Annotated in this window: 15 protein-coding genes; all 15 read right to left on the reverse strand. The window is 50.8% G+C overall.

What is annotated here, in order from left to right; all coding sequences use genetic code 11:
• Positions 1-38: 38 nt before the first annotated feature.
• The 15 genes from G5574_RS23035 to G5574_RS23835 all read right to left on the reverse strand — a co-directional run bounded on the left by G5574_RS23035 (position 39) and on the right by G5574_RS23835 (position 13,345).
• On the reverse strand, positions 39-509 hold the full coding sequence (locus G5574_RS23035) for a lytic transglycosylase domain-containing protein (RefSeq protein ID WP_164483407.1): 471 nt from the start codon (positions 507-509) through the stop codon (positions 39-41).
• A gap of 39 nt (positions 510-548) precedes the next feature.
• A complete protein-coding gene (locus tag G5574_RS23040; protein WP_164483408.1) occupies positions 549-980 on the reverse strand; it encodes a hypothetical protein in 432 nt (143 codons plus the stop codon).
• A gap of 2 nt (positions 981-982) precedes the next feature.
• Positions 983-1,417, reverse strand: a complete 435-nt coding sequence (locus G5574_RS23045; RefSeq protein WP_244964708.1) for a lytic transglycosylase domain-containing protein — start codon at positions 1,415-1,417, stop codon at positions 983-985.
• Positions 1,417-2,055 (reverse strand): prepilin peptidase, encoded by a 639-nt coding sequence (locus G5574_RS23050; RefSeq protein ID WP_164483410.1) that lies wholly within the window; start codon positions 2,053-2,055, stop codon positions 1,417-1,419. The genes G5574_RS23045 and G5574_RS23050 overlap by 1 nt, the downstream gene beginning before the upstream one ends.
• A gap of 5 nt (positions 2,056-2,060) precedes the next feature.
• Positions 2,061-2,489 carry a type IV pilus biogenesis protein PilM gene (gene pilM, locus G5574_RS23055; RefSeq protein ID WP_164483411.1) on the reverse strand — a complete coding sequence of 143 codons (429 nt, stop codon included), beginning with the start codon at positions 2,487-2,489 and terminating at the stop codon, positions 2,061-2,063.
• 184 nt (positions 2,490-2,673) lie between these two features.
• Positions 2,674-3,759 carry an acyltransferase family protein gene (locus tag G5574_RS23060; RefSeq protein ID WP_164483412.1) on the reverse strand — a complete coding sequence of 362 codons (1,086 nt, stop codon included), beginning with the start codon at positions 3,757-3,759 and terminating at the stop codon, positions 2,674-2,676.
• Positions 3,760-3,839: 80 nt separating this feature from the next.
• A complete protein-coding gene (gene pilV, locus G5574_RS23065; protein ID WP_244964714.1) occupies positions 3,840-5,177 on the reverse strand; it encodes a shufflon system plasmid conjugative transfer pilus tip adhesin PilV in 1,338 nt (445 codons plus the stop codon).
• Positions 5,178-5,182: 5 nt separating this feature from the next.
• Positions 5,183-6,130, reverse strand: a complete 948-nt coding sequence (locus tag G5574_RS23070; protein WP_164483414.1) for an ATPase, T2SS/T4P/T4SS family — start codon at positions 6,128-6,130, stop codon at positions 5,183-5,185.
• Between the two features lie 21 nt (positions 6,131-6,151).
• Positions 6,152-6,655, reverse strand: coding sequence for a type 4 pilus major pilin (locus G5574_RS23075; RefSeq protein ID WP_164483415.1), 504 nt, complete (start codon positions 6,653-6,655; stop codon positions 6,152-6,154).
• A 92-nt stretch (positions 6,656-6,747) separates the two neighbouring features.
• Complete coding sequence (locus G5574_RS23080) at positions 6,748-7,815, reverse strand: type II secretion system F family protein (protein WP_164483416.1); 1,068 nt, start codon at positions 7,813-7,815, stop codon at positions 6,748-6,750.
• Positions 7,812-9,329, reverse strand: a complete 1,518-nt coding sequence (locus tag G5574_RS23085) for a GspE/PulE family protein (RefSeq protein ID WP_244964709.1) — start codon at positions 9,327-9,329, stop codon at positions 7,812-7,814. Before G5574_RS23085 ends, G5574_RS23080 begins: the two co-directional genes overlap by 4 nt.
• Before the next feature lie 11 nt (positions 9,330-9,340).
• On the reverse strand, positions 9,341-9,763 hold the full coding sequence (pilP, locus tag G5574_RS23090) for a type IV pilus biogenesis protein PilP (protein ID WP_164483417.1): 423 nt from the start codon (positions 9,761-9,763) through the stop codon (positions 9,341-9,343).
• On the reverse strand, positions 9,750-11,111 hold the full coding sequence (gene pilO2, locus G5574_RS23095; protein WP_164483418.1) for a type 4b pilus protein PilO2: 1,362 nt from the start codon (positions 11,109-11,111) through the stop codon (positions 9,750-9,752). Before pilO2 ends, pilP begins: the two co-directional genes overlap by 14 nt.
• A gap of 6 nt (positions 11,112-11,117) precedes the next feature.
• On the reverse strand, positions 11,118-12,842 hold the full coding sequence (pilN, locus tag G5574_RS23100) for a PilN family type IVB pilus formation outer membrane protein (protein ID WP_164483419.1): 1,725 nt from the start codon (positions 12,840-12,842) through the stop codon (positions 11,118-11,120).
• Positions 12,843-12,907: 65 nt separating this feature from the next.
• Positions 12,908-13,345 carry a TcpQ domain-containing protein gene (locus G5574_RS23835; protein WP_244964710.1) on the reverse strand — a complete coding sequence of 146 codons (438 nt, stop codon included), beginning with the start codon at positions 13,343-13,345 and terminating at the stop codon, positions 12,908-12,910.
• Between the last annotated feature and the right edge of the window lie 332 nt (positions 13,346-13,677).

The following is a 13,677-nucleotide window of genomic DNA, read 5'->3' on the forward strand; positions in this document are numbered from 1 at the left end:
CAGGGAAGTTATGTTTGAAGCAATGAGCGGGAACGCAATTAGCGGCTGGCCAGCCAGAAGGAGTACACCTTGCGTGCATAAACCATACGACGTCCGCTGTTGTCATCGGCAAAGCCAGCGTTGTAGCTGCCAAGGCACTGCCAGGTAAGGCCACAGACCTGCAGATGTTGTGCGAGGATCCATGCCCCCGTTTGTACGTTCAGACAGGGATCTGTAAGTAAATCCCGTTCATTGTGAATGACACCCATCGCCACAAGTTTCGGGATATGTGTTGAGTTAATCTGCATCAGCCCAAAATCCCGGCTGGTGATCTTTCCCTTCTTGTTGCGGTTATATCCAATCGCATGAGCATTCATTCTGCTTTCTACCTGCGCCATGGCGCGGAGGAGCATAGGTGAAACGTGATAGCGGGCACCGGCCTCTTTAAAGCAGTAAGCCTGAGCAGGCCTGGCAAAAGGCAGCAAGAAAAGAGATATCAATAAGGACCACGCATATAAATTAATACGCATACTATTGCCTCCCTTAAAAATAAGGGTATTTAGGATGGGTTACTTTTCGAAGGGCTGATCTTGTAGTGAGCGGTGCTTTTCAAATTCTGACAGGGCTTTCTGTACACATACATCAGCCGAAGCTTTATCCTCTTTACCTTCCTTCAGACTGCATGCCAGCATGGCATTGGTTCTGACTGCCCATGACAGTTTCATGCTCAACTTATTCATCTGGCTGGCCATACAACTGAAATAAGCTTCGGCGTAGGCATTTCTCGCCGCAACCGTCTCTTCTTTTCCGCTCTTAAGCAGCAGAGGGCGTGTTTCCGACTGGCAGTGAAAAGCATTTTGCCTGTACAGGGGGCCAAAACCGTCGCTGTCTGTGTTTCTAATTTTGGCATACCATTCCGAGAGGTTGGTACCTGCCCAGCCAATCAGTAAACCCACAACACACGCCATGAGTAACGGCCGCTTATTTTTAGATTTGAGCATTCTTAATTTCCAGTAAGTTCAAGATAACGTGCGTAGACCTTATGAGCGTATTTGAGCCTAAAGGGGGCATTTGCATCCTTAAAACCGGCGTTATAGGCCCCCACTGAGGTCCAGTTAACCCCGTTCTGCGATATGTTTTTGGCCAGAATCCAGGCCCCGACGTGAATGTTCTGACAGGGATTAGAGAGCAGTATCTTGCGGGTTATGCCCATTTTGCCCAGCACCGGCAGCCAGGAGGAGTTGATCTGCATCATGCCGAGATCTTCACTCAGCACTTTTCCGTGACGCACGTTAAGCCCTATAGCATCAGCCCGCAGGCCGCTCTCAACTTCGGCAATTGCCTGGAGTAGTCGCCAGTCAACACCAAACTTAATACCCGCCCCTCTGAGACACGTTGTGATGTCAGGGGATGGTTCACGAGCATTCGCGACTGGCATCAGAATGCTGGCAAGCGTAAGAACCAGGAGAAGTGAACGCCACATAGTGAAAACACCATAAAGACGGGATAAATAACGGTAATGAATGGAACACCCTGACGGTAACGACCAATCGGGATAGACAGAAACAGACTGATGAAAAAACACAGCACTGCGCTTTCAGGAGTCAGCCAGATACCGATTGCGGGCAACACATAGAGATCTCCCGATGCCAGAGCAGGCGACTGGCCCCGTATTACTGATATTCCATTCAATATCAGAGCTGGGACAAGCATTGCCGCCCCCCCGACTAGTAAAAATGGAACTGAATGCATGGTTAATCCGCCTGTCAGTACCACCCATGGCATGGCGAATATCAGCAAATCGGGAACCCATGTGGTCATCCAGTCGACATAGGCTGTCATGGCAAGCAGCAGAACAAAAAGCGTAAAAGGCAGGTTCGCTGTCATATACCAGGACGGAAGCACTCCACCACACAGCAACAAGGCAGACAAAACGGGTCTGACAGCCACCGCCTGCTGAGGTTCGTTCCGCCCGATGAGGGATGCCTCTGCAGAGCGTTTTGCACGTGCATAACAGGTCGGGAGGACGACTGCCAGAAGCATGGAAACCAGCGCCACAACAATGAAGACCATCATCCCGGCTACCTCACATAAACAACATAGCCCGGCGGAACAAAATCAGGTCGAGTGAGCCGGCCTGCAGGCGTGTTAATTCCTGCAGCATCAGTAATGCCGAAATGGGTGCTGTTTTCGGTATCTGCCAGAATTTGTCCATAAAGGCCAGGTTGAGAAGGTGTAAAAGCATATCCCTGACCACGACTGACACGCAGTACAATGGCCGAACTGTGTGGCAGCCAGGACGGCAGAACTGCTTTGGTAGTTACGTCCCCATCGGCTGGAGTGCCTGAACTGTACAGATCGTTCAGTGCAGCCACGTAGTGCAGGAACTCACCTGACTGCTGTTGCTGCCTTGCACCGTCAGTGCTTTCCCTCTGTTTACTGTTCCCGAACGAGAGCAACATGCTTGCGGCAGCGAGCAAGATAATAGAAATAAACAAAGAAGAGTTCATGATTCCCCTGATAGTCATGGGTTAAATTAGTGGGATTTATTAAGGCTGGAATAAAAACTGAGTAACGTATGACGCAAAAGAAAAAAAATAGAATTTTTTATTGAAGTGATTTTTATTAATTTAAAAAGGCCATCCAAATGATGACCTTATTTAAATAAAAACTGAGACACACTTGTTGGGATGATTAGGTAGTGGCTGCCTTACCCTGCCTCAAACGATTTTTTCTAAGTAAAGGTAGCTCAATATACTTCCAAGAGAAATACGCAAGGACTAGAGATATTGCTATGGAAATTAAAAATAACTCCCATCCCGGCTGAATGCCCATACTCTCTAATCTGCCGACCACCCCATTGTTTATCAGCGTATGAATCAGGTACAGCGAATAAGATATATTACCCAGCATGACTAAGGTATTGGGTATATACCTTCCTAAAAAATCTTCAGAAAGGATAGTAAACACCAAAAGTAGCCCTAACAGCCAACCGGATTCACTAAGACCATGCCCCGAGAACCGTCCCTGACTAAACATATAAACACATAAAAAAAAGGATAATGTAAGGGCAACATTAACTACAGTCGAGGGCAATTTTTTTAAAAAAGGTAGGCCTAAGGCAATAATCATTCCCGTCAGGAATAGGTAAATCATTGGGTTCATGACCAGTCCCAATAGTGCAGAGTTAGTTGGGTATCCAGTGACATTTAATGTAGATGAACCAGTAAGCACAATAGGCAGTGCGATGAGAGTGATCATAAAGTAACTTATCAACCAAAACCATCGGGCTGGCAAGCTTATCATTATCCCAACAACCAGATAAAAATAAATTTCATAGTTCAACGTCCATCTAATGCCATAGTTACCGCTATCGTCGACAAAGAATGGAGCGTGATCGGGATATATCGGCATAAATAAGATGGCACTTATAAGGTTTTCCTTTTTATCCGCGTAATGAAAAATACTCATCGCACCACACAATAAGAAGGTAATAAGCAACCAAAAATAATAAGAAGGTAAAATCCTTAACGCTCTGTTTTTAATAAAAGAAACTGTACCTGTAATCCCTTGAGGGATTTTTGACGCACTGAGGGTAATGACAAATCCACTGATTAGGAAAAAAAGATCTACTCCTGCAGCCCCCCATCCAAAGAGGTGGTCTCCTAAGCCGGGAGCTACTTGGTTAATATTCCACCTAAAATGGAACAGCATTACACTTAGTGCTGCTATCCCTCTTAGTGCTTGCACACCATTATAAGAAGTTTTATTTTTATCCATTCTCTGACTGTCACATTGTTTACGATGGATTTAAACTTTAACACTGCGCAATAGGTTAGGCGAACAAAAGCCTTGATGCTCTAACGTCCACACATAGCCACAGCATGTACGCATCCTCCAGAACTACCCGGAGGCGTAACTACCCATGCATTGTTTGATGCATCAGGGTAGGATGAATCAGGTGAGTTCCTTCCATCATCATTAAACCACTGAGTCATTTCATATCCTCCTGAAAGCATCCGATAGCCTTGAGGGCAATAAGCTATTGACTGGCCATTTCGGTTATTACACAAGCTGGGGCCATAAGTCGTCGTCGTTTGTGTGACTGAAGGTGCTTTCCAAACCCCACCTACGCATGAAAGTACAGCTCCTGAATTATCATGACTGATTGCCCCCCATGTGTCGCAAAAACTTCCTGCATTATTTACCTGTAGTGGTTTTAAGACTCCGGAAGCTATCAGGTCATGATTACTCCTCAGATTGCCATTTGCCACAACATCATTGTTAGCCGTTATGTTGCCATTCGCATAAACGCTGTTATTAGTTGTCAGGTTACCATCGGCATGTACGTCATTGCCTGCGGAAACGTTGCCATTTGCACGCATGCTTCCGTTCGCATTACTGTCGCCCGCCGCCCAGATATTGCTCTGTGACGTCAGGTTCCCGTTTGCGTTAATCCACCCGTTGGACTGAATACTTTGAGTGGCCGTGAGCCTTGCTGCGTTCACATCACCCGAAGCATTAACGGTTTGAGTATTCACATTGTTCGCGTTATTGATGTCATTGTTGCCCATATTAAGCGCGGTCCCCATTGTGTTAAGCTCAGGGTGGCCGGCAACGCTGTGCCTGTAGAGATAATCATTAACCACTGCCCCATTGTTATAAAAGCCCGCAATCACAACCGTTCCGTCTCCGGGATTAAAACCACCAAAAGCGGACAGGTTTTCCAGCCATCCACCCTGCGCGCCTTTTGCTACACCATTCTCAATATATCCGCCAGCTGCGCCGATGAATCCGGCCAACGTACGCGCCTGGCTCAGATTCAGCACCGTACCACCGGTCATAAATGTCATAGTGTGAAATTTGCTGGCAGCGGGCTGATAAATCAGGGTTCGGTAAGTCGATGCAAAGGCATTTGTGGGTGAATAGCCCTGTGGCAGATACCCTGCAGTTATGAGCATCGGTACGGTCAGCGTGTAAGCCGTTGACGCGCTGCTGTTCGCCGCAATGGTCGACTGCTGGTCTGCGATATAGCGGTTGACAGCCCGCTGTACCTGATTTGCCTGCTCGCCGGCACGGTACATCCGGTACATCTCCTGCGCCCAACTCGAGAGCGGGATGAGCAATATGACGATGATGGCCGCCACGACACCGTAGGCCACTGTGGCATCGGTTATCTGGGCAATACCCCTTTTCATGGTTTTCACGGCTTCTCCTCGAAGTTGTAATCGATACTGCCTAACTGATCTGTCAGTGACTTGAAGTTTCCGGCGGTGATCTTGGCCTGAATAGTGTCTCTGGCTGGAGTGTTTCGCAGGTTAAAACCTGTGATGTCTACATTCCTGCTGTTGTTAGCTGGATTTATCCGCATAGTCTGGTGAGCGAGGACGTATAAAGTGCTGGCAATATTTGCTTTAGCGGACGGGCTAATCGCTTCACAGAACATTACGTAGCGTTCCAGCGCTTCCTTCCAAGAACTACCGTGGATAGTGGATACGACAAACATGCTGAGGGACGCACGGAGCACCTCGTGCGCAGTAGCTGCATCTCGTATTTCACCCAGAAAGAAGGCTCCAGCCCCCATTCGGTAGGCTTTGCGTACCGCGCTGGCATACCCCTCGTTTTCCCTGACCTCCAGTTGTATACATCGGCCGTTCCCATGACGCCCTTGTACCAGGATCTCCGTCGGATCTTGAATCGCTACGCCCAGAGTTCCTGTCACAGCTATCCGGTGGCACAGGATGGATGCGGCTGTAGTGGTTTTTCCAGACCCCATGTCCCCAGCGATAAGAACAAGCCCGGCGGCAGAAGGCATCTCTATAGACTTACGCAGCGGGGTACTCAGTGGAATGCTGGCGAAAGAACGAACGCCGACTGGTGTTTGCCTCAGAACCAGGTCCGGCTCTCCACGAATGCCTTTATTTACAGTGGCACGATAAAGCCGATCCCCATGGAACAGGGAAAACTCACTGCGCCCGCTTTCTCTTTGTGTGTTGAGACAATGTGCCTTTAACTTACGGACATCATCCACAAGGGTTTCAGGAACAGATGAAAGAAACTGACTCCCCCCGACCAGCCCCTTGATCTCTGAGTAATCTTCACCAAGATAAAGGTCGATAAAATCGACCTCGTTAAGTGCGGTTGCTGTCATGGGAATACGAACCCCGGCGCGTCAGGAACGGGTGGTAAATGTCAGAGTGTTGTTACCATCCACACAGGCGGCTGCGGCATCAGCGCCAGTGACTTCCCCGGTAATTGTGGTGCTGTTGATTTTGGTCGATAACAAGTCCGCAGTTCCGATGCTTTTGGCTACCTTCACACACTCACCCTGAGGCAGCTGCGAATCCGCCACAATAAAGCCAACGCCGTTTCCTGTGACGGTCACCTGCCCGCCGGCTTTGTTATAAATCTGGCCATTCAGAACAGTGTAGTTTTTGGAGATACTGCCTCCTTTGATAAGCGCTGGCACATAATCGTCCGTACCATAGCCATCAGAGGATCGCAGGTTACGCGTTTCGTTCATGACTGTACTGATTAACGTGACCTCGCTGGTCGTGTTGACATAGTGATAGGCAAGCCCGACAAGCGTAAACACCAGGGCAATCAACACTACTGTTATGCCCAGTGAGGCCATGTTATCCGTGATGTTGGCGATACCTTTTTTGAACTTTTTCATTTCATTACCTTTTTAAAAGACGAGAGTATGCGGCGCAGCTAAAACCTGCGAAGCGGTTTTTATTCTTAGACCGTTACCGGTGCTGAGGAAAATCAGTGGAAGGCGAATGCCTGCTGTATCAGGGTAAACATGACAAAAATCAGAAAAGAGACGAGTAGGCCACAGAGTACAAGACTCCACAGACGGATGCGGTCGCCAGTCTTCTCAACATCCTCTACCGTTTTGCTGAGCCACACATCTGCGAATCGCTTAAGAGATCCCTCACTGTTCTTGGTTTCAAACAGGCTCTGCATTTTGATGATCGCACGCTCATCTGGAAAGTCGTAACCGGTAACATCAAGTGCCTGCCCCAGATTTTGTTCACCTCCGCTGATGGCCTTTTCAAGAGCATCCAGCCGCTCTTTCAGCCAGCATGAACGGGTCGAATTGTTCATGCTTTTTACCGCGTCTCCCATCGGGATGCCGGCAGAAATCATGGCATTGATGTTGAGAATAAAAGCGGCCCCCTGAACCCTTCGGTAAATCGACCAGGGTGGAAAACGATCCAGGAAAAAACGGACAGGCCCGGTAAGGCGAGGAAGAGAAGACCAGATGCCCCAGACCAAAACTGCAGCAATTATAAGCGTCAGCCAGCCGAACTCTGTCAGTAACAGGTAAAGGTAATACACCCCTGTCTGCATCTCATTCCACTGACTGAGGGGCACAACCTGCATGATCACGGGTACCAGCATGATACAGAAGAGCGAAAGCATGCCGATGATGAGCATGACAATCCATCCGGTTGTCATGATGGTGGACTTCAGGCTTTTGCCCATACGTCCTGTCCCGTCAGCAATATCAATTGCACTCTGGAAACCGTCCTGAGCCCTTCCTGCGAGGTCACAGGATTCGATGATGCTGACTTCCTGGTCCGGTAGCCATTCCCTAAGCGAATCAGCCAGTCCGTAACCGCTGTTAAGATTATCTGCGCATTCTTCCAGTATCTGCGCGACGGGATGGTTAGGGCTTTTACCACGACGGGAATAGTTGGCGATGAGTTTATTGAAAATATCCTTAACCGGGCGTTCATCGAGCAGATACTGACGAAAATCGTCATAAAGCTCGATGCGGTCCTGCGCGTTAAAAGTTGCTCGGTAGATAAAGCGGGCAAACCGATTCACAGTTCCTCCCCGGCTTTAAGCCTTGCATCACGATTGAGGTTACAGATGCGACGGTGTGCCCAGACTGGATCGGTGCGTCCTTCATTAATCACCCGAAGCATATTCTCACAGAGAGTTACCCCTCCCCGCTCAATCCAGTCAAGATAGGCAGCCATTTTGCCGCTTTCCGAATAAAGCCTCATGAACCTGTTATCCGTTTCAATGACCTCGAATACGCCAATACGACCTTTGATCCCGGTATTTCCGCAACAATCACATCCGCCCGGCCGACGAAGGAATACGCCTGACACTTTGGTGTAGGTTTCCACCAGATCCTGCATTACAGGGCTGACGTTTTGTCGCCCTTCAGACCAGGGTATTCGGCAGGACTCGCACAGCAAAGGCACAAGCCGCAGGCCAACCAGACCAGAGATGATGGTCGGATCAAACAGCAAATCAAGCTCCACACCAAACTTCCTGAAACGCTGAAGCACATCCGCAGGGGCGTTTGTATGGGTTGTCGTAATAACCGGAACACCTGTCAGCACAGCCTCTATCGTTGCAACCGTAGAGTCGGCATCTCGAGCCTCACCACCGTATAACCTGTCAGGGTCCATTCGAAGTAGGTTTCGGAGAGCTTCACCGTAAGTCTGCTTGCCACGTGGCGTCTGAAAAACCCCGGCAATAGGAGATTCGATGGGATCTTCCACAGACATGAAATTCTCGCCGGGGTCCTCTTTGGCAAGAAATTCCGCAGAGCACTGGCAGGCTGTCGACTTACCATGGCCTGTTGGACCACTGTAAATTGTCGCACCTGAACTGAGCAGCGTACGACGAAGCAATGTTTCCTCAGGAGGCGTCAGGCCCAGTTGACTGAAGGACAGGCTCTGCTTACGGCGGCTGACAAGACGGAGTGCGACCGCCAGTCTGCCCTGCCCACCTGGACGGCTCGCAAACCGGATAGTACTCAGGCCAAAACCGTTAACGAACTCTTCACGCACACGCGCGTCACAGGGCTCTGTATAGCTCAGTACAGGCTGGCTGTGCTCTTCACCCATTGAGTTAAAGAGTGTATTGCAGACTCGCGTCCCCCACTCCACCGATTCTGTTTTAATCTCCCGAAGGTTGCCATCAATACGGAACAGTACACTGGTGTAATTGGCCCAGATACGGTAGTGAATATCTGAGGCTCGCAGTCTTACTGCCTCATCAATGATGTTCAGATTGATGTTCTGATAGTCACTTGCGCTGATTAACGTGTCTGATATTGCGCTGAATTGTTCCACTATATGTGACAGTTCAGCGCGATTACACCATGTCACACCGGCATGAACCTCATTAGTCCGAAGGTTCTGTTTTAATTCTAAAAATTCAGTGTTCTGATCAAGCTCACTCAGGACATAGAGGCAGAGGCCATCTGTTGCGTTGTCGCGTATTAGCCTGACGTTATCGCGAATCAGTTGTGACAGTAACCGACCACTCAACTGCTTTTCCAGCGGCACAAGGCTGTGGGTTTTTTCACTCACCGTCATCATAGTGATAATCCTCAGTTCAGTGTAAGGAGCTGGTTATCAGCTTTTCGGCGAACCACAACCCCCCGCAACGACACCGATACCACTGTGAGACCACCCAGCGAATCCCCGGCCCTTACGGAAGTCATTGATCCATCAGCGAGACGTAACGTTGCCTCCTGACCGACAACCTTTTCAAGGGAAGGCATTGTGTTCGCAGCAGTGGCCGCAGACATGCCGGGTTGTGCAGCTGTGACGCCCTGCGCTGGCCCCACAGGCAGTGAGAGCGCATCGCCCTGCCCGGCTTCATTTTTAGCCTTATTAAAAGCAGCCTGTGCCTCATAAAGCACGCGACCGCTCTGCAGGCGATCAATATCACCGACCGTTTTTATCTCGGTTGCAGCATGCGCTACGCCACCCGCCACCAGTAACAGCAGTGTGTATTTAACGTTTTCCATAAAGCGATCCTGAAATTTTGTAACTGAGAGAGCCATTGGAGGTATTGATGTCAATGGCAATGGAGGAAAGGCGTATACCTGTGTACTGATTGCCGGGGAAAATGAGCTCGGGAGTGATGTCCGTTGAAGCACTGAATGTGTACGACTGCCAGTCCTGCAACGGCAGTTTTTCCCCTTCCTTATTCTCCTTGACGTCTTTTATCGGGACCGATGACACGCCCAGGTCAATATTGAGTGCCTGAAATAATGAGATGAAATTCATCAGACGTTCGCCTACCGGCACCATGGGATCGTCGCCCTCGGGAGGCAGAGTCTGTCTGAGGGTAAATGACGTCAGGCTGCTGTTTTTAAAGTTAAACTCAGCTGTCACGCCGAACAGCTTTTTAACGGCCGCCACATAGGCCGCGGTGGTCGCTGCGGAATTTGTCCGGCGCAATGACTGAACGCTCACCTGATCCTGCATACACATTACGTTGGTGGTCATCCAGCCCACTATTGAGAGTGGAATTTTGTCGAGCATTCCCCTGCAGTGACTGATAAAGGTGGCCACCGAAGGCTGTTCGGTCCAGGGATGCTTTAGTCCATCGAGGGCGGCTTTATAACGGGCTTGCCGGTTAACCTCAGCCTGATGTGCAGCTGCACGGATTCGCGCAAGCCTTTCGTCTTCTTCACGCTGATTCTCGATATGAAGCCAGATCATCAAACCGGCAACTGCAATCCCGACAACAATCGCTGCAGCGGCCAGCTGTCCGCGCGTCATCCCCCAGGTCAGCGGCCGCAGCCGGAACTGCCGCTTAAGATTCGCAGGTGAGAGCAGCGCGTCAAAGTCCAGCTCACTGGTCACACAGGGCGTAGACAACGCACCATAAACCGGAATCTCCAGATTACCGCGTGAGCCCCGCAGCTCATCTTTTAGATCAATCACCTTTTGCGGCAGTTCGACTTCGCTATAAACGCGATCTGAGTAGTAATGGATGCCTCCCCGTTCGAGTCGGCCTACCAGAGTAAACTGCGCCATGCCGTCCGGGCCTTCCCCCAACGGAACGACCGCAATACAGCTTCCTTTTAACAAAGAACTCAGGGCCACAGTAAGTGAGTAGGCCCCACGTAGACGCTGGCGGGTTTTCGGTGCAAATCCGGCCTGGATGCTGTCACTCTGGCAAACCGCAACCAGGTCCAGCCCTTTGTCTTTTCCGACGCGGCGGATTTCCTTCATGGGATTACGCTGCGCCTTGATAGTCTGCCAGACGAGCCCCACGACGAACCGACGCTGATGAAAGGTCAGCACGCGAATATGCTCAGTCAACGGCGATGACGCTGACGCCGTCGCTGTTTTTCTCTTCTTCATGATGACCTACCCGATAAAGGGAGTAACGGTGATGACGAAAGACTGGCGTGTTTTCTCACCTGAGCGGTTACCGCCGGTCACGAGGTTGTCCGGAGACAGCTGCCCCTCTTTACTGGCGTTATCCACATTCTGCTCAAGACCACTGATGACGACCGTCTGACCGGGTTTCAGCCAGACACGCTGAGGTACGGAGCGGGAATCAATGTCAGGAGCTTCCAGTTTGTCGCCACTGGTGCCTGACGAAATGTCACGCAGGCGGATAAGGCTGGATATGTTCAGGAACATGTTGAGCATCATGCGATCGTCACCGTTTAAAATTTTCGGGAAGATCGTGATGTTGGTGCCGGTAGTGACTGACCCTGGAGTCAGCGTCTGCGTCGGTACGGTGTTATTAGCACTGGCTATGGCAGTCGTGGAGACGCTTTTCAGGTACGTTATCTGGCGCCCAACAACGACTGACGCCGAGGCCATGTTCGTAGTCATCAGGGGTATTGTTCTGACATCAGCCACTTTTGCCTGTTTTGACAAGGCATCAAACAGGAACGAAGAGCCGGCGAACTGTCTGGCAGCACCTGTTGCGGTGTCCAGAACAGAGAAGCTTAGTGAACCTGCATCTCCGACTGCATTTGTCGGCCCGACAAGGTTGATGCCGTATTTACCTGCCAGCGTTTTATAGATGACGTTCCAGTTGATGCCGACGTTATCACTGACATCACTGTTGACGGAGTAAATCACAACCTTGAGATTAACCTGGCGACTCAGGGCTGCGTTTTCAGTGGTCAGGTAGTCGCCGACGCGTTTGACGACTTCGGGCACGTCCGTCACCACAACGGTACCGGTGGTCTTGTTCATATCAAGACGGCCAACGCCGGGTGTCAGCATACTTTCGGCTGTTGACTTCAGGTCAGCATAAAGGTTGTTCCCCATGGTGACGTCAGATTTCAGGTTAGTGCCGCTTTCACCTGATACACCGCCGGTGCTACCTGATCCGCTGCTGCTTCCCCCGCCGCCATCAGAAGAACTGCTGTTTGACACACCACTTACGACAGAGCCGGTAAGTGTGTATTTCGCATCGGACGGTTCAATATCGAACCGGGCAGTCTGGAGATAGAAAAAGGTCACCATCCCGTTTTCGTACTTCCAGGAAATCCCGAGGCGTGCTGTCACAATATCCAGCAGTCCGCCAAGCTTACCGCTGTAATTGACGCCTGAAAATTTACGGGATGAGTTGCCGGCTGAGGGGGCCTGCGCGGACATTCTGTCCGCTCCGCCGCTCCCGAACGAATCGAGAGGACGCATACCGTCGGCTCCCGTCATTACAGGTGATGGAACCTGAGAGAGGCGCTGCGTGGGTGAGCCTGTTTTTTCTGCCTGACTGCCAAGCACAGCAACCGCATCCGGCGTGACGCGGGTGCGCAGGTGGCAGACCGTCGCAATATCCTGGCTGAACTGCCAGATATCCTGCGGCGATTTGGTCAGATAAGGCATCTGACAGTTCACTATCTCCTGCGGCGCATCATATTTTGCAACCGGCAGCGGTACGGGATTAACGAACTGGCTGTTACTGAATTGCACGACAGGTCGGTTTACAGAGGCCTGTTTCAGCAACGATGAGGCTATGTCGCCGGTATCTGTTGCAGAACGGTCAACGTCATTGATGCGCTTAAATGCGCAGCCTGTGACAGCCAGGCATAGCAAGGCCACCGCGGTGAGGCGGAAAGAAGATTTCATGAATGTTTTTCCTGGTTACACCGCTCAGAGCGGCAAAAGCAGAACGGGCGGCGTCAGGAGGACACCTACATCCCGCGGCTGTCGTGAACGACAATCAGGCACTGGGGCGCGCCATAACCGTCAACAAAAAGCGGAACCCTGGCCGTTTTCCACAATGCAAATAACTGGCGCGTAGCTTCTTCAAAGCTTGTGGCAGTGAAACTCAGCGCGTAATCAATTGGGTAGTTTGCTGTAGCATCCCAACGGACCTGCCACATTTTCTGAGGACCACATGGCTCTGCTCCTGCCCACAGGGTGAACCCTTCTCTGAGTGTGGTGCCTTTATCGACTCGCCAGGTACGGACAGGTATCGCCTGAACGGGAGCCTGCACAGGTGGCATCGTTTTAACGGTCTTGCTGCTGAGAGGCGCTGTGGTACGGTCTGCACTGAATGGATCGCGGCCTGTGACGTGCTTTGCCGCCACATTAGGCAGCACTGGAATCCCTTTATTTAAATCAGGCACCTGTGATATCGCCTTAAGGGACTGCCCTTTCTGGTCTGCCGCTATCGTGACCGCGCGTGTTTTCTCGTTAAACGTCGCCCTCAGGCCCCGGTCAGCCAGCATCCTGTTGACGACATATGGCCAGCGATCATTCCCCGCCCACTGCCACAGTTCAGGCGTGTCGGGTTTGACTTCTGGGGCAAATATAACTGTCTGACCTGTTGGTACGATTTTACGTAGAGCAGCCCGAAGTGTGGGGGCTGCGCCCCTTTGCCGGATAAAGCCAGCAGTTGCGGCAGTGTCGGAAATAGCCGGTGTTACAGGCTTTGGCATATGACTTTGAGTCACAGTAC

Origin of the sequence: Pantoea stewartii, from assembly GCF_011044475.1 — a bacterium.
Lineage (GTDB): Bacteria > Pseudomonadota > Gammaproteobacteria > Enterobacterales > Enterobacteriaceae > Pantoea > Pantoea stewartii.